Below are 15,640 nucleotides of genomic sequence, written 5' to 3'. Positions count from 1 at the left end.
CTCTGAAGACATGGCCCAGCGCGCATTTAACCTGCCCAACATGCTGACCTACGCCCGCATCATCGCGGTACCGCTGGTCGTGCTGTGCTTTTTTCTCGAGGGCCATCTGAAATCGAGCGACTTCGCCCGCTGGTCGGCGCTGGTCATTTTCCTGCTGGCGTCCGTCACCGATTATTTCGACGGCTATTTTGCGCGCGCCTGGCAGCAGACCTCCAACATCGGCAAGATGCTCGATCCGATCGCCGACAAGCTGCTGGTCGCCACCTGCCTTTTGCTGCTGGCGGCCGACACCGACCGTCATGCCGGTATCGCCGGCTGGTCGCTGTGGGCGGCGATCATCATCCTGTGCCGCGAAATCCTGGTTTCGGGCCTGCGCGAATATCTGGCGGCGCTCAAGGTTTCGGTGCCGGTGACGCAGCTTGCCAAGTGGAAGACCACCATCCAGATGGTCGCCATCGCCTTCCTGCTGGCCGGACCTGCTGGTGACAAGATCTTTCCGCTGACCACGCAGACCGGCCTCGTGCTGTTGTGGATCGCGGCCCTCGTGACGCTCTACACCGGCTACGACTATTTCCGCGCCGGTCTCAAGCACATCATGGACGAGTGAGATGACGACCCGTCTCATCTATTTCGCCTGGGTTCGCGAACGGATCGGCACATCGCAAGAAGATGTCGAATTGCCCGCCGGCATCGAGACGGTCGCCGACCTCTTGCGCTGGCTGCAATCGCGCGGCGAAGGGTACCAACACGCGCTGCAATATCCCGATGTCATCCGCGTCGCCATCAACCAGGAACATGTCGATCACCGCGAGAAGATATCGGGCGCACGCGAGATCGCACTGTTCCCGCCGATGACCGGGGGCTGACACTCATGTCGGCCGTCCTGGTGCCGACCGTGCGCATTCAGCGCCAGGATTTCGACGTCGCCGCCGAGATCGCCGCGCTGACGCAGGGCCGTGCCGACATTGGCGCGGTGGTCACCTTCTCCGGCCTGTGCCGCGACGAGCAGGGCGCTCTCTCGGCACTCGAGCTCGAGCACTATCCGGGTATGGCTGAAGCCGAGATCGGCCGCATCGCTACCGAAGCCACCGAGCGCTGGCCGCTGCAAGGCCTCACCGTCATACATCGCCATGGCAAGATCGCGCCGGGGGCGAACATCGTGCTGGTGGTGGCCGCTTCGGCGCACCGCCAGGCGGCATTCGAGGCGGCGAACTTCCTCATGGACTACCTCAAGTCGCGTGCGCCCTTCTGGAAGAAGGAGCATCGCACCGATGGCTCCGAGGGCGTCTGGGTCGATGCCAAGGAAACCGACGCCGAGGCAGCTCGGCGCTGGAAGCAGCCGCCGTCCGAATAATACCGTGCAGGCGTCACGGAACGACCGCAATCCTTCTGCCAACTGGTCACGTGACTGATTTGGGCAAGGGAGACGGTCATGCTGGACAGGATCGCCGAGTTCTTCGTCTTCGGCTTGGTGCCGCTGGTCGTCGGCATCCTGGCGGTGCCGGAGCTTTCCCTTGCCGCGGAAAAGGCGGTGAGGGGCGAGGTGATCTATCGCGAGCGCATCGCATTGCCACCCAGCGCCGTGCTTTCCGTCGAGCTTGCCGACGTCTCGTTGGCGGACGCGCCCGCCAAAATCATCGGGCAACAGAAGATCAGGCCCGCCGGTCAGGTGCCGATCAGCTTCGAGATCAAATTCGACCCCTCTGTCATCCGACCGCAGATGACCTATGCGCTGCAGGCCCGGATCACCGTGGACGGAAGGCTGATGTTCATCTCCGATGTGCGCCATCAGCTCGATCCGCTGACCGACGCGCCACAGACCATCATGCTGAAGATGGTCGCACCCAGCAAGGAGCCAATGACTTCCGTCTTTGATCAGCTCTGGGTGGTCGACTATGTCGACGGCATTGGCGCCATCACCGCGCCGCAGGCAACCTTCAAGATCAGCGAGGCCGGCAAGGCCGGCAAGGCCGGTGGCAACGGTCCCTGCAACACCTATTTTGCCACGGCGAAGGTCGAGGGTCAGGCAATCGCGATCGGCGATATCGGTTCGACCTACAAAGCCTGCGCGCCCAATGTGATGGCCGAGGAAAGAGCCCTGTTCGATGCGTTGGCCAAGGCGGCGTCATACACTGTCGATGCCGGCAAGCTCGCCATATCGGACAAGGACGGTCGCGAAATCCTGCGCTTCAGCGCCGCAAGCTGATTGCTCACCCTGCCTGTTCGAACACGGCGCCGTAGTGGTATGGCGGCACGTCAACCATTTCAGCCAGCTTGAAACCGGCCGGCTCCACGGCGGCGATGGTCTGTTCCGGCGACAGTCTCAACTCAGTCTTCGGTCCGCGAGGCTCGCCCAGCACCACCGTTCGCTCGCGCGGCGTCCGATGCCAGTTCACAATGGCAAAACGGCCTGACGGGCCAAGCGTCGCATGGACCGCGCGGGCCAGGCGGAGCTGATCCGGAACTCCATGAAAGGCGTTTGCCATGAAGATGAAATCGGCGGGTCGAGCTGCCAGGCTAGCAACCTCATAGGCGTCGCCCGCCACGAAGTCGCAATTCGACAGGCCATTTTCAGTCAGGCGCCGACGCGCGACTTCGAGCAAGTCGCCATCGATATCGATGGCGGTGACATGACGCGCGACCCTGGCTATCTGCAACGTGAACCAGCCATCGCCGGAGCAGAGATCGATCACGTCCATACCCGGCTTGATCCCGGTGGCCGCAAGCACTGCCGCCGGATCGGGCCACAGCGCCTCCCACCATCCGCTGGTCGGCATATCGGTGCCTTGGAAGAACCCTGGAATTGCACTGGTCATGGTCGGATCGACTCCATCGCGACGGTGCTTCGCGCCCGGCCCATTCACGCATCTCGTACTTTGCCGGACTTTCCGGCGGATCGCTTCATGTGAGATGGCGCAGAGCTTGAGACCATGTCCTACACGAAAAAAGGCCGACATTTCGCCGGCCTTTTCGCATGGAAAATTACGGTGTTCAGCTCAGCCGACGATCTCGGTATCCGAGAACCAGTACTTGATCTCTTGTGCGGCCGTTTCCGGCGCGTCCGAGCCGTGCACCGAGTTCTCGCCGATCGACAGCGCATGCACCTTGCGGATGGTGCCTTCGGCGGCATTGGCCGGATTGGTGGCGCCCATCACATCGCGGTTCTTGGTAATGGCGCTCTCGCCTTCCAGGACCTGCACGATGGTCGGGCCCGAGGACATGGATTCCACCAGCTCGCCGAAAAACGGCCGCTCCTTGTGGACGGCGTAGAAGCCTTCCGCCTCACGGCGGCTCATCCACACCCGGCGCGAGGCGATGACGCGCAGGCCGGCTTCCTCCAGCATCCTGGTGATGGCGCCGGTGAGATTGCGCCGCGTTGCGTCCGGCTTGATCATGGAAAAAGTGCGTTCGAGCGCCATGGGTCGTCCTTGTCTGAATTTGAATTGAGAGTGGCGGGCTCTATACAAGCCGCCCGGCCTATTGCCAAGAGGGGTGAGGAGCGGGGTGAGGAGCGGTCCGCGTAGCGGGCGGAAAGCCAATTGCTTTTGCTTTCCGAGCGACGAACGCCCGGAGCGACAGCGATCGCCGGACCGGTCTACGCTTCCATGGCTGGTCGCCGCAGGCAAGCGGGATCAGATGGCTGTAAAGCAACGGTTTGCTTGCTATAGTCGCTCGGTCGGCGCCGCGCTGAAGTCGGCCCGAAGGGAGACAACATGACCATGACAGACGATCGTCAGGAGCGCATTCGCAACCGTGCACATCAGATCTGGCAGGAAGAAGGGCAACCGGCCGGTCATCACGAACGCCATTGGCACCAGGCCGCGGCCGACGTCGATCGGGAGGACGCGGGGAAGCCGTCGGCGGACAAGAAGCCAGCCAAGAAGGCATCCGGCGCCGGCAAGACAAAAGCAGCCCCCAAGGAAGAAAAGGCCGCCGCGAAAGCCAGCAAGCCAAAGAAGGCGGCCAAATAAGGCGGCCAAATAAGGCCAGCTGTTCGGCCGCTGATTTTCGCAACAGGTAGACGGCGCTCGAGTTGCCTTGCGGGCAGGCAGGCCTTTGCGTCCGTCACGCCGCGGCGGAAACCTTTCGTCCCAGCCCGCCATGAAGGTCGAGGCAGCGGGTGAACCACTGCGCCACCGCGTCGCTGTCTTCGAGCAACTTGTAAGGTGATGCGATACGCGCCCATTGCAGCGCGCCGAAGACGATATAGTCGGCAAACAGCGGCGAGGCGCCGCCGATGAACGGCTGGTAGCTCAACATGGAGCGCAGCGGCTCCAGCGCTGCCCGGAAGGTTGCCAGGCCGGCGTCGCGTGCGGCGACGACGTCCTCCAGCCGCTTGCCGAGGCGTTGCTCCCGGCTCTGTCGGAAATACGAGGCGTTCTCCTCGTCTTGCATGGCATGAAGGTCAACGACCGCCGCGGTGGCGACATAAGGGTGAATGGTCAATTGCGACCAGCGCTCGATGAAGCGCGCCATCGCCTTGCCGCCTTCGCCGCCAAACAGCGTCGGGCGATCCGGATAGGCCTCATCGAGATAGAGCGCGATGGTGAAGGAATCGGCAACGACCTTGTCGCCATCGCGGATAACCGGAACGGTTTTCGAGACACCGCCTTCAATGGCCGGCACTTCGAGAAAACGCGTCGGCGCGGTCGAGGCATCAAGTCCCTTATGGGCCAGCGCCATCGCTGCCTTCCAGCAATGCGGGCTGAACGGACGGCCCTCGTCACGCCCGACGAGATCATAAAGCAGAATGGTCATTGGCGCCGGTTCCTTTGCGGTCTAGGTATCGCTCCCGACACCCGAAACAGGCGCGGCGGGAAAAAGATGAAACAGCACTTCATGATGTTTGCGGCATACAATCAATGGGCCAATGGCCGCATCTACGATGCCGCCGACGATCTCAACGATGAGGAATTCAATCGCGACGTCGGCGCCTTCTTCGGCTCGCTGATGGGCACGCTCAACCACCTGCTCGCCGCCGATCGCATCTGGATGAAACGCTTCACCGGCGAAGGCGCCGCGCCGACGACATTGGACGCCATATTGTACCGGGCCTTGCCTGTCCTGAGGACAGCGCGCGAGGCCGAGGACCGGCGGATCATTGACTGGCTCGGCGGCTTGAACGACAAGGCGCTGTCGGGTCGTTTCACCTATATGACCGTATCGGACATGCGCACCGTCTCGCAGCGCCTGGCCCCCGCGCTGGCTCATGTCTTCAACCACCAGACCCATCACCGCGGCCAGGCGCATATGATCCTGACGGTTCTGGGCCGCCCTTCCGTACCGCTCGATCTGGCGCATTTCCAGCGCACCGAGGAAGGAAGGGCCTTCGCCTGATCCACATGGTTTTGTTTTAAATTCGGGGCGAGCGGTTCGCGCGGGCTACCGTCGCATTTTTTGCCGTAGCCCCGCTTTTACATCAGGCCACTCGGATGATCCCTATTTCTCTTGTCTGCGGTCACCGAGCGGCAAGTGAGACCTATTCGAATTTCAGACAGCCTCTGAAGCCAAGTCGGTGACTTCGCTGTCCAACTGGCGTTGCGTCATGGCCGCTTCCGCCATCACCCATTGTTTGAACAGCAGCACCTTGCGTGCGGCAGGGCTCTTGTGGGGCGAGACAAAGTACCAACCGGCCGTGTTCGGATGATGAACGGCAAACGGAGCGATCAGCTTTTCGGCGCGGATATCGCTGGCCATATAGGCACGGTTGGCAACGGCAAAACCCATTCCTGAGTTGGCCGCCTCGTAGGACATCATGCACGAATCGAAATAGATGCTTTTGGTCTCGCTGAGCACAAAACTGGCACCAGCAAAACCAAGCCAGGATTGCCAGTTCTGGGTGCAGGTGTCGGAATGCAGCAACGTGAAGTGCTTGAGGTCGTCCGGTGTGACCTTTGACAGCGGCTTCTGGCCGAGAACTTCATGGAACAGCTTGCGGCTGCACACCGGCGTCAGGTCTTCCCGAAACAACAGGTCCGATGGCAGTCCGTTGAAGTGGCCGTCGCCATAGCGGATCTCGAGATCGAATTCGGAAGTCGTGAACTCATGCGTCGCGTACGAGGTCGAAACTCGCATCACGATATCGGGATGTTGCTGCTGAAAGAGCGGCAGGCGCGGAAACAGCCAGCGTGCGGCAAATGTCGGCAGCACGGATATCTTCAGCACATGTTCCTGTGATTGCCCGGTCGCTTCCATGCTGGCGGCGACGATCCGCTCCAGCGCCTCGCGAACGCGCGAGACATAGGTCTCGCCCTCCGGGGTCAGCGACACCGCATTGCCGCCGCGCTGGAAAATCTTGAAGCGCAGCTGGTCCTCCAGGCTTTTGACGCGCTGGCTGACCGCCGAAGCGGTGATGAACTGTTCTTCGCCGGCACGCGTGAAATTGCCGTGCCTCGCAGCACTCTCCACGATTTTCAGCGAATTGAGGTTGACCTGACTGAGCAGACGCACGGCTTCGACCTTAAGCTGGGCTTATGGTAGCACTAGCATTCCTAATTTTACAGGGGGAGCTAATTTAATCGACTGTTAACCAAGTGTTTGCCCCCACTTGGAGAAGTACAATGAACGCACATACGATACCCGAATTGCGCTATGCGATGAGCCGCGAGGCCATTATCGGTCACGAAACCGCCTGGAAAGTGTCGCGCTTCGGCGTTGCGCAGTATCTGCATGGCTATGATCCGGCACTGCTTGCCGCGATCGAGGAGGCCGCCCTGAAGCTCAAGGCCAGTCATGCCGTGCACAAGCACCTCGACCTGACCTTCATCACCGGCGCCGATCGTTTCATCCCCGAAATCAAGGAGTTGCTGAACGACAAGTTGCGCCTGGAGCGGCTCTCCGACATGATGGGCACGAAGCTGGAGCCCTATCCGCTGTCGATCGTCGGTTCGACCGTCACCTTCATGAACCCCAGGGATGGCGCCGTCGAATGGCATTGCGACGGCGTTCCGGTCACCGAGCTCATTCCGCTGTCGATCAGCGATCCGCTGGTCGGCGGCCAGCTCGAAATCTATTGCGACGATTCCGAGACCGGCCGCGCCATTCTCGAATCCGGCCGCGAGATTCCGCGCAACCGCATCATGCGCATCGATCACAAGATGAACTACGCCACGCTCGGGCAGTTCCTCGGCGTCCTGCATCGCACTGCGCCGATCCAGTTCGGCGAGCGCGTCACCTTGGTGCTCAACCAGCGCTCTGTGGCCAAGCCCTATGTCGACGACAACAGGATGTTCTATCTTGCCGCCGACAACGATCACGACCGCGGGTGGGTCAACGAACTGGCCGACGACGTGTGGACCAACCAACTGCCGGCCTATCGCCGGTTCGAGGCGGAACATCCGACGCCCACCCCTGCCGAAGCGCCGGTTCCGGGCGGAGCCAGGGAATCATGGTAACGACCCATGACCCTGAAAAGTGGAAACCGGTTTTCGGACAGGATCATGGTCGAACACAGGGATAGCCCTTGCCGGTTCTCTCGGCATCGATCAGGCTCGGTATCCGCGATGGTCTTCGCCACCGGCGCGGTGGCGTTGTGGTCGACAAATGCGCTGGTCGGCAAATCCCTGCTGGCCAGTCACCCGGTGTCGCAAGTGCAATTCCTGCAATTTGTAGGGGCCGCACTGGTGTTCGCGGTCATCCGGTTGATGAGCCGCGAGAAAGCCGCGGCAGTCACGTCGAGCACCGCGCTGGCGCCGCTCGCGGTTGGCTTTATCGGTCTGGTCGGCACCATGGTGCTGCAATATATCTCCTTTGCCTTGATGCCGGTGATAGAAGCCAATCTCGTGGCCTACACCTGGCCCTTGATGGTTGCCGCGGCGGTGATCGCCTTCGACAATCCCCGGCGTCCGGCTTTGCTGGGCCTTGCCGCGGCCCTTGGGTTCGTCGGCGTCGCGTTGGTGATTTCGGGAGGACGTGACCGCACCTGGTTCCAGGGTGATCTCGCCGGCTATCTGGCCGCATTCGGGTCTGCGCTGTGCATGGCTTTCTATTCGGTGATGGTGGGACGGCTCGCCAATTCGCCGGACCGCCTGTTGTTGCCCTCGTCGCTGGTTGGCGTCGCGTTGACACTCATCTGGTCCGCTCGCGAAGGCGTCGCCTGGCCCACCGGGATGGATCTGGCCCTCGGGCTCTATCTCGGCGCCGGGCCGATGGGGCTGGGTTATTACTTCTGGTCGCACGCATTGAAGCTCGGAGGCAGCGGCAAGGTCGCTGTCGTCGCCTATCTCACGCCGATTGCCTCGACGCTGCTGCTGACCTTGTCCGGTGAACGGCTGACGACGACCGCCATTGCCGGAGCCGTCCTCGTGATCGGCAGTTGTGTCGCGGTCGGCCTGGAGCGTACGGAGGCGCAAGACTATGTTTGATGACAATGAACGTCTCGCCAGGCAGGAAGCGCACTGGCTCATCAAGGAATTCGGCGCGGAGGCACCACTTTATGCCGCGATGAAGGCTGAAAAGGCGATTGAGCAGAAGGATTTCGGGCGTTGTGCCCGCTGGAAGCGTATTCTTGAGATATTGGCGGATGGTCGGACAACCAAGTCTGTCGCTTCGAAGTATTAGATTTTCTAATTTGCGCGACGTCGATTTCCCATAAAGGTAGTTGATGCCAAGTCTTGATTCGTTTTGGGACTTGGCGGTCCGTCGGGGGACGCGGTTAAAGAGATACATCGACAAAAGTCTTCACTGGGGTAGATGACTTTGTCACAAATAAGGTGAAAGAATTGTCAAATATCGAGGATAAGACCGTTATCGAGCTAACCGCCGATATTGTCTCGGCCTATGTAGGCAACAATCCGCTTCCGGCTTCTGGCCTGCCTGACCTGATTGCCAGCGTCAGCGCCTCGGTCCGAAAGCTGGCTGGCGCGGCCGTCGTGGAAAGCCCGAGCCTGGTTCCGGCTGTAAATCCGAAAAAGTCGGTGTTTCCCGACTACATCATCTGCCTGGAGGACGGCAAGAAGTTCAAGTCGCTCAAGCGACACCTCAGGACAGACTACGGTTTGAGCCCGGACGACTATCGGGCCAAATGGGGTTTGCCGCCGGATTATCCGATGGTCGCCCCGAATTACTCGGCGACCCGGTCGGCGCTGGCGAAATCGACGGGACTTGGCCGCAAGCCGGCCGCTGCGCCGGCAGTCGTGGCCAAGGCGACAAAGCGTGGCAAGGCCACTGCCTGAGGCCTTGCTGGCCGGGATGGCAGGCCACTGATCAGCTGCTCTGGCGGCGCATTATCTGCGCCGTTTCCAGGCCTTGTGCGGCCAACTGGCCCGCAAGGTCTTGCGAAGCGTTGATGTCCAGTGCAAAAGCGCGGCCATGCTTATCATCAATGACCTCTCGCTCCGCATGGCGGGGCGCTTGCTTCTCGACCACGCCTCGCTCACCTTGCCGGCCGGCACCAAGGCCGGTCTTGTCGGCCGCAACGGCACCGGCAAGACGACGCTGTTCAAGGCTATAACAGGCGATTTTCCCTCCGAGACCGGCTCGATCAGCCTGCCTAAGAATACGCGCATCGGCCAGGTGGCGCAGGAAGCACCTGGCACCGAGGACCCGCTGATAGAGATCGTGCTCAAGGCCGATATCGAGCGCACGGCGTTGCTCGAAGAAGAAAAGACCGCCACCGATCCACACCGTATCGCCGACATCCATATGCGGCTTGCCGATATCGACGCCCATTCGGCCGAGTCGCGCGCGGCCACCATCCTCGCCGGCCTCGGCTTCGACGACGCCGCGCAGCGCCGTCCGGCCTCGTCCTTCTCCGGAGGCTGGCGTATGCGCGTGGCGTTGGCCGCCGTGCTGTTTTCCGAGCCGGATCTCCTGCTGCTCGACGAGCCGACCAACTATCTCGACCTCGAAGGCACGCTGTGGCTTGAGAACTACGTTTCAAAGTATCCGCACACCGTGCTTCTGATTTCGCACGACCGCGATCTGCTCAATCGTGCCGTCAATTCGATCGTTCACCTCGACCAGAAGAAGCTGACGTTCTGGCGCGGCGGCTACGACCAGTTCGAGCGCCAGTACACCGAGCAGAAGGAATTGCAGGAAAAGGGCAGGGTCAAGCAGGAAGCCGCCCGCAAGCACATGGAATCCTTCGTCGAGCGTTTTCGCGCAAAGGCCTCCAAGGCAAGACAGGCACAGTCGCGCATCAAGGCGCTGGAAAAGATGAAGCCGATCTCGGCCATCGTCAATGACACGGTGCGTCCGTTCTCTTTCCCCGAACCTGTGAAGACGGTGGCTTCGCCGATCGTTGCGCTGAACAACGTCAATGTCGGCTATACCGAGGGCCAGCCGATCCTGAAGAAGATGACGCTGCGCATCGACGCCGACGACCGCATCGCGCTGCTTGGCGCCAATGGCAATGGCAAGTCGACGTTTGCCAAGCTGCTGTCGGGCCGTCTGAAGCAGGAGACCGGCACCATGACGGTGGCGCCAGGGCTGAAGGTGGCGATCTTTGCCCAGCATCAGCTTGATGATCTGCGCCCTGAGGAAAACGCCTATGAGCATGTCCGCCGGATGATGCCGGAGGCGCCGGAATCGAAAGTGCGCGGCCGTGTCGCCCAATTCGGCCTCACGACCGAGAAAATGAACACCCCCGCCAAGGACCTGTCCGGCGGCGAGAAGGCGCGGCTGTTGATGGGCCTGTCGGCTTTCGAGGGGCCGAACCTGTTCATCCTCGACGAGCCGACCAACCATCTCGACATCGACAGCCGCGAATCGCTGATTCATGCGCTCAACGAATTTCCCGGCGCCGTCATCCTGATCTCGCACGACCGCCATCTGCTCGAGGCGACCGCCGACCGGCTGTGGCTGGTGAAGGACGGCGCGGTCAATCCGTATGACGGCGACCTGGAGGACTACAAGACGCTGGTCACCGGCATCTCCGGCGACCGTCGCGGCAAGCGCGAGGCCGACAAGGCGTCAAAAGCCGACCGCCGCCGCGATGCGGCCGCGCGCCGCGCCGCTTTCGAACCGTTGGCCAAGGAAATCCGCGCCACCGAGGCGCTGATGGACCGCATCCGCAAGCGCATCGACGGCATCGAGGACGAACTCGCCAACCCGGCGGTCTACGAAAAGGATCCGTCGACGGCGACGAGGCTCGCCAAGGAACGCTCGCAGCTTGCGCAGACGCTTGCCGGCCATGAGGAAAAGTGGCTGACCATGTCGGCCGAGTATGAGGAAGGCACGGCGGAGTAGCGAGAGCGATTCTTCCTTCTCCCCTTGTGGGAGAAGGTGTCGCCGAAGGTGACGGATGAGGGATGTTCCAGGGAACGCCAGCGTCTCATTCCGCTGGAACACCCCTCAACCGTCTCGGCGCTGCGCGCCGATCCACCGCCCTGGGCGAGTCACGGGCCTCGCCCGCCCTTCCGGCCCCACAAGGGGAGAAGGGAAGGCACCATCTGGCCCTACACGTGGCAGTTATAAACGGCTAGTTTGCCCCCATGAACCAGCACGCGAACCTCCGCATCGGCCATTCGGCCTGTCCGCATGATTGTCCGTCGACCTGCGCGCTCGAGGTCGAACTGCTCGATGGCAACCGCATCGGGCGTGTCCATGGCGCCAAGGCCAACAGCTATACGTCGGGCGTCGTCTGCGCCAAGGTTGCCCGCTATGCCGACCGCGTCCATCATCCCGACCGTCTGCTGAAGCCGCTGGTGCGCAAGGGTGCCAAGGGAGAGGGCGTCTGGCAGGAATCAAGCTGGGAGGCCGCACTCGACCTCGTCGCCGAAAAGTTCATCTCGGCCGAGGAGAAGTATGGCTCGGAGACGGTCTGGCCTTACTATTACGCAGGCACGATGGGGCTGGTGCAGCGCGACGGCATCGACCGGCTGCGGCATGCGAAAAAGTACTCGGGCTTCTTCGGCTCGATCTGCACCAATCTCGCATGGACCGGCTGGATGATGGGGGCAGGCGCCTTGCGCGGACCGGACCCGCGCGAGATGGCCAAATCCGATTGCGTCGTGATCTGGGGCACCAATGCGGTGGTGACGCAAGTCAATGTCATGACCCACGCCATCAAGGCGCGCAAGGAACGTGGCGCGAAAATCGTCGTCGTCGACGTCTATGAAAACGCGACCATGAAACAGGCCGATATGGGCCTGGTCCTGAAGCCCGGCACCGATGGCGCGCTGGCTTGTGCTGTCATGCATGTCCTGTTCAGGGAAGGCCTGGCCGACCGCGCCTATCTCAAAAAATACACCGACGATCCCAAAGGACTGGAAGCGCACCTGAAGACGCGCTCGCCGGAATGGGCCTCTGCCATCACTGGCCTTGGCGTTGCCGAGATCGAGGCCTTCGCGCGATTGGTCGGCACGACCAGGAAAACATATTTCCGCCTCGGCTATGGCTTTGCGCGCCAGCGCAACGGCGCCGTCAACATGCATGCGGCGTCCTGCATCGCCGCCGTCACCGGCGCCTGGCAGTATGAGGGCGGCGGCGCTTTCCATTCCAATTCCGGCATCTTCAAACTCAACCAGGATGTGCTCGAAGGCACGAGGATGCGCGATCCCTCGATCCGCTATCTCGACCATTCGCGTATCGGCCCGGTGCTGACCGGCGCCAGCGACGCGCTTTATGGCGGACCGCCGGTGGCGGCGATGCTGATCCAGAACACCAATCCGGTGAATGTCGCGCCCGAGCAGCGGCTGGTGAAACAGGGTTTCCTGCGCGACGATTTGTTCACCTGCGTGCACGAGCAGTTCATGACCGACACTGCCAAGCTGGCCGATGTCGTGCTGCCGGCGACGATGTTCGTCGAGCACGACGACATCTACAAGGGCGGCGGCAACCAGCACATCACGCTCGGCCCAAAACTGATCGAGCCGCCGGAAGGGCCGCGCACCAACCATTTCGTCATCGAGCAACTGGCCGAGCGCCTCGGTGTCGCCGACAGGCCGGGCTTCGGCCTCACCGAACAGCAGCATATCGACATCATTCTTGGCAAGCGCGGGCTGGGCAGCTTCGACTCCTTGAAGGACGAGAAGTGGATCGACCTGCAGCCGGATTTCGACACGGCGCATTTCATCCGGGGCTTTGGTCACGCAGACGGAAAATTCCGCTTCCGCGCCGACTGGACCGGGCAGGCGGCTCCCAACCGGCCGCCGAAGAGCATGGGCTTGTTCGGCCCGGTGGCGCGACTGCCTGAATTTCCCGATCATGTCGACCTGATCGAGGTGGCCGACGAAGCGCATCCGTTCCGGCTAGCGACCTCGCCGGCGCGCAACTTCCTCAACTCGACCTTTTCCGAAACACCGGTGTCGAAGGCCAAGGAGGGCCGCCCGGAACTCCTGCTGCATCCCGACGATGCGGCGGCTCTCGATCTTGCCGACGGCGACCGTGTCGAGATCGGCAACATGCGCGGCGAGGTGGTGCTGCACGCCAGATTGTTCGACGGTATCAAGCGCGGTGTCGTGATCGCCGAAGGCATCTGGCCGAACAGCGCGCATGAGCGCGGCGAAGGCATCAACGTGCTGACGGGAGCCGATGCGCCCGCCCCTTACGGCGGCGCTGCCTTCCACGACAATAAGGTGTGGCTGCGCAAGGCGGAAGACCTGGGCGCCTAGCGCTGCTGATTTCCGTTCCCGATTCCACCTCTGGCCCAAGCACCAGCAGTCGCGAACGCCAACTCCCGTCTCTATAGAGGCAGTCGTCCGTCGCAAATGGGAGAGTGTCGATGGCCGGCGCGATTTCGCTTCTGGGAATACCGCATGACGAGAATTCGTCCTATCTCCAGGGGGCTGCCAAGGCGCCACCGCTCATCAGGCGCGAACTCATCAGCGATGCTTACTCCTCATGGAGCGAGACCGGCTTCGACCTGACCGGCCGTTTCGTCGATCATGGCGACATCGACTTCGCCCAACCGGGCGATCCCTGGCAGCGGATCGAAAGCGAAGTCGACCGCGCACTGGACGCAGGCCATCCCCTGATCAGCCTGGGCGGCGATCACGCCATCTCCTGGCCGGTGCTGCGTGCGGTGCGCCGTCGCCATCCAAGCCTGACGATCGTTCACATCGATGCCCACCCCGACATCTATCATGCCTACGGTGACAATCCGCGTTCGCACACATTGCCTTTCGCGCGGATCATGGAGGAGCGGCTTGCCGACCGCCTGATCCAGATCGGCCTGCGCACCGTGAACGACCATCACCGCGATCAGTTCAAGCGCTTTGGCGTAGAGGTCGTGGAGGCTGCGCATTTCAGCGAAAGCCTGTCGCTTGATCTCAAGACGCCCGTCTATATCTCGATGGATCTCGACGGGCTCGATCCTGCTTTTGCGCCCGGCGTCTCCCATCGTGAGCCTGGGGGGCTGTCGACACGGCAAGCCATCAACCTGATTCAAGGCATCAACCAGCCGATCGTTGCTGCTGATATCGTTGAATACAATCCGAGCCAGGACCTCTCCAATGTGACGGCGCTTGTCGCCGCCAAACTGACGAAGGAGATCGCCGGCATGATGCTCAGGACATCATCAGCGGCGGATTGACAGCGCGGCCGAATTTCACACCGGCAGGGTCTCAGTCGCCTTTTTCCTGTTTTGCCGCTGGCGGATGTCGTCGGCGACCGCCTGGGCTTCGAAGCCGATTTCGCGCAGCAGCCCGGTGACCGCGTTGTGAAAGCCGACCAGATAGAGGCCGAGATCCGAAGCGCGGGCATTGACGCCGCTAGGCCCCGGCTCGATGCCGGGTTCGAGGAACCTGGCATAGCCCGGCCGATAGCCGGTGGCGAAGAGGATGGCGTCGAATTCGCTGTTCCTGCCGTCCGCAAAACGCGCACCGCGTTCCGAGATTTCAGCGATGTCGGGCGCCACCTTGATCGCGCCTTCGCGGATCTTGCCGATGGTGCCGACATCGATCACCGGAATGCGCGATGCAAGCGCGATCTGCTGCAGCAGTCCCTGCTTCGGCCGTCTGAGCCCAAACTTCTCCAGCCTGCCCAGCACCAGATCGAGGATGACGGGGAACAGGGCGTCGTTGATGCGCTGCGGCCCGAGCCGCGTCGCCATGCCGACCATCTGGATCGGCACGCCGAACAGTTCGCGCGGCACGATGTGAACGCCGCCACGCACCGAGATCGTCGGCCGGGCGCCGGCTTCCGCCAGATCGAGCGCAATCTCCGCACCGGTGTTGCCCATGCCGACGACCAGCACCGATTGGCCGGCAAAAGGCGTGGCGTTGCGATAGTCGGCGCTGTGCAGCGTCTTGCCCTTGAAGGTGTCGATGCCGGCGAATTTGGGCAGCAAGGGCTCGGCATTGTAGCCGGACGCGATCACCACATGCGAAGCGCGTAAGGCGCCGGACGTCGATTCCACCCGCCAGCCGCGGCCCTCCCGGGCGACCGCCCGCACCGTTTCTCCGAAGCGGGGCTCGACGTCGAAACGCTTTGCATAGGCTTCGAGATACTCGACCATGAGATGGCGCGGCACATAGCGCGGATAGTCCTTGGGGAAGGCGACGAAGGGCAGCGAGGAGTAACGCTTGGTCGTATGCAGGTGCACGCGGTCGTAGTGACGCCGCCAGGCTGGCGCCGCCTGCTGCTCCTTTTCGAGCATGACGAAATCCAGCCCGGCTTGCCGCAGACAGGCAGCAACCGCCAGGCCCGCCGGTCCGGCACCGATGATCGCGACTTTCGTGGTTTCGTCCATGCGCGCCTC

General features: G+C 62.2%; 18 protein-coding genes. 13 read left to right on the top strand and 5 right to left on the bottom strand.

Features of this window, described 5'->3' with window-relative positions:
* The first annotated feature begins 10 nt into the window (after positions 1 to 10).
* The 4 genes from pgsA (at position 11) to O7A70_RS25885 (ending at position 2,206) form a co-directional block, all read left to right on the top strand.
* Positions 11 to 607: a CDP-diacylglycerol--glycerol-3-phosphate 3-phosphatidyltransferase gene (gene pgsA, locus O7A70_RS25900; RefSeq protein ID WP_010915213.1), complete on the top strand. Its 597-nt coding sequence runs from the start codon at positions 11 to 13 to the stop codon at positions 605 to 607.
* Between the two features lies 1 nt (position 608).
* Positions 609 to 866, top strand: a complete 258-nt coding sequence (moaD, locus tag O7A70_RS25895) for a molybdopterin converting factor subunit 1 (RefSeq protein WP_027144520.1) — start codon at positions 609 to 611, stop codon at positions 864 to 866.
* A gap of 5 nt (positions 867 to 871) precedes the next feature.
* A complete protein-coding gene (locus tag O7A70_RS25890; protein ID WP_337142915.1) occupies positions 872 to 1,354 on the top strand; it encodes a molybdenum cofactor biosynthesis protein MoaE in 483 nt (160 codons plus the stop codon).
* A 78-nt stretch (positions 1,355 to 1,432) separates the two neighbouring features.
* A complete protein-coding gene (locus O7A70_RS25885; RefSeq protein WP_337142914.1) occupies positions 1,433 to 2,206 on the top strand; it encodes a YbaY family lipoprotein in 774 nt (257 codons plus the stop codon).
* 4 nt (positions 2,207 to 2,210) lie between these two features.
* Here the strand turns inward: O7A70_RS25885 and O7A70_RS25880 are convergent, their stop codons facing one another.
* Both O7A70_RS25880 and ndk read right to left on the bottom strand, forming a co-directional pair.
* The gene (locus O7A70_RS25880; protein ID WP_337142913.1) at positions 2,211 to 2,816 is read right to left on the bottom strand and encodes a class I SAM-dependent methyltransferase; all 606 of its coding nucleotides are present in this window, start codon (positions 2,814 to 2,816) and stop codon (positions 2,211 to 2,213) included.
* A gap of 180 nt (positions 2,817 to 2,996) precedes the next feature.
* Positions 2,997 to 3,419, bottom strand: a complete 423-nt coding sequence (gene ndk / locus O7A70_RS25875) for a nucleoside-diphosphate kinase (RefSeq protein ID WP_027144516.1) — start codon at positions 3,417 to 3,419, stop codon at positions 2,997 to 2,999.
* A gap of 294 nt (positions 3,420 to 3,713) precedes the next feature.
* Between ndk and O7A70_RS25870 the strand changes: the two genes are divergently transcribed.
* Positions 3,714 to 3,971, top strand: a complete 258-nt coding sequence (locus tag O7A70_RS25870; protein ID WP_337142912.1) for a DUF2934 domain-containing protein — start codon at positions 3,714 to 3,716, stop codon at positions 3,969 to 3,971.
* A gap of 94 nt (positions 3,972 to 4,065) precedes the next feature.
* On the opposite strand, the gene O7A70_RS25865 is transcribed toward O7A70_RS25870, so the two are convergent.
* Positions 4,066 to 4,758 carry a glutathione S-transferase family protein gene (locus O7A70_RS25865; RefSeq protein WP_337142911.1) on the bottom strand — a complete coding sequence of 231 codons (693 nt, stop codon included), beginning with the start codon at positions 4,756 to 4,758 and terminating at the stop codon, positions 4,066 to 4,068.
* 66 nt (positions 4,759 to 4,824) lie between these two features.
* Between O7A70_RS25865 and O7A70_RS25860 the strand changes: the two genes are divergently transcribed.
* A complete protein-coding gene (locus O7A70_RS25860) occupies positions 4,825 to 5,337 on the top strand; it encodes a DinB family protein (protein ID WP_027144513.1) in 513 nt (170 codons plus the stop codon).
* A gap of 153 nt (positions 5,338 to 5,490) precedes the next feature.
* Here the strand turns inward: O7A70_RS25860 and O7A70_RS25855 are convergent, their stop codons facing one another.
* A complete protein-coding gene (locus tag O7A70_RS25855) occupies positions 5,491 to 6,450 on the bottom strand; it encodes a LysR substrate-binding domain-containing protein (RefSeq protein WP_337131501.1) in 960 nt (319 codons plus the stop codon).
* A 110-nt stretch (positions 6,451 to 6,560) separates the two neighbouring features.
* Here O7A70_RS25855 and O7A70_RS25850 point away from each other — a divergent pair, with 110 nt between their 5' ends.
* The 7 genes from O7A70_RS25850 to speB all read left to right on the top strand — a co-directional run bounded on the left by O7A70_RS25850 (position 6,561) and on the right by speB (position 14,473).
* Complete coding sequence (locus O7A70_RS25850) at positions 6,561 to 7,394, top strand: hypothetical protein (protein WP_337142910.1); 834 nt, start codon at positions 6,561 to 6,563, stop codon at positions 7,392 to 7,394.
* A gap of 45 nt (positions 7,395 to 7,439) precedes the next feature.
* Complete coding sequence (locus O7A70_RS25845; protein WP_337143006.1) at positions 7,440 to 8,363, top strand: DMT family transporter; 924 nt, start codon at positions 7,440 to 7,442, stop codon at positions 8,361 to 8,363.
* The gene (locus O7A70_RS25840) at positions 8,356 to 8,559 is read left to right on the top strand and encodes a hypothetical protein (RefSeq protein WP_027144508.1); all 204 of its coding nucleotides are present in this window, start codon (positions 8,356 to 8,358) and stop codon (positions 8,557 to 8,559) included. The genes O7A70_RS25845 and O7A70_RS25840 overlap by 8 nt, the downstream gene beginning before the upstream one ends.
* A gap of 161 nt (positions 8,560 to 8,720) precedes the next feature.
* Positions 8,721 to 9,173, top strand: a complete 453-nt coding sequence (locus O7A70_RS25835; protein ID WP_084636740.1) for a MucR family transcriptional regulator — start codon at positions 8,721 to 8,723, stop codon at positions 9,171 to 9,173.
* Between the two features lie 136 nt (positions 9,174 to 9,309).
* Entirely contained in the window at positions 9,310 to 11,187 is a 1,878-nt protein-coding gene (locus tag O7A70_RS25830) for an ABC-F family ATP-binding cassette domain-containing protein (protein WP_337142909.1), read from the top strand.
* 245 nt (positions 11,188 to 11,432) lie between these two features.
* Positions 11,433 to 13,553, top strand: a complete 2,121-nt coding sequence (locus O7A70_RS25825) for a molybdopterin oxidoreductase family protein (RefSeq protein ID WP_337142908.1) — start codon at positions 11,433 to 11,435, stop codon at positions 13,551 to 13,553.
* 110 nt (positions 13,554 to 13,663) lie between these two features.
* The gene (gene speB / locus O7A70_RS25820) at positions 13,664 to 14,473 is read left to right on the top strand and encodes an agmatinase (protein ID WP_337142907.1); all 810 of its coding nucleotides are present in this window, start codon (positions 13,664 to 13,666) and stop codon (positions 14,471 to 14,473) included.
* Between the two features lie 15 nt (positions 14,474 to 14,488).
* Here the strand turns inward: speB and O7A70_RS25815 are convergent, their stop codons facing one another.
* Positions 14,489 to 15,631, bottom strand: a complete 1,143-nt coding sequence (locus O7A70_RS25815) for a flavin-containing monooxygenase (RefSeq protein ID WP_337142906.1) — start codon at positions 15,629 to 15,631, stop codon at positions 14,489 to 14,491.
* Positions 15,632 to 15,640: the final 9 nt, after the last annotated feature.

The sequence above is a fragment of the Mesorhizobium sp. Cs1299R1N1 genome (assembly GCF_037179655.1).
Lineage (GTDB): Bacteria > Pseudomonadota > Alphaproteobacteria > Rhizobiales > Rhizobiaceae > Mesorhizobium > Mesorhizobium salmacidum.
The sequence above is the reverse complement of the archived record's forward strand: the minus strand, read 5'-3'. Positions and strand labels throughout refer to the sequence as shown.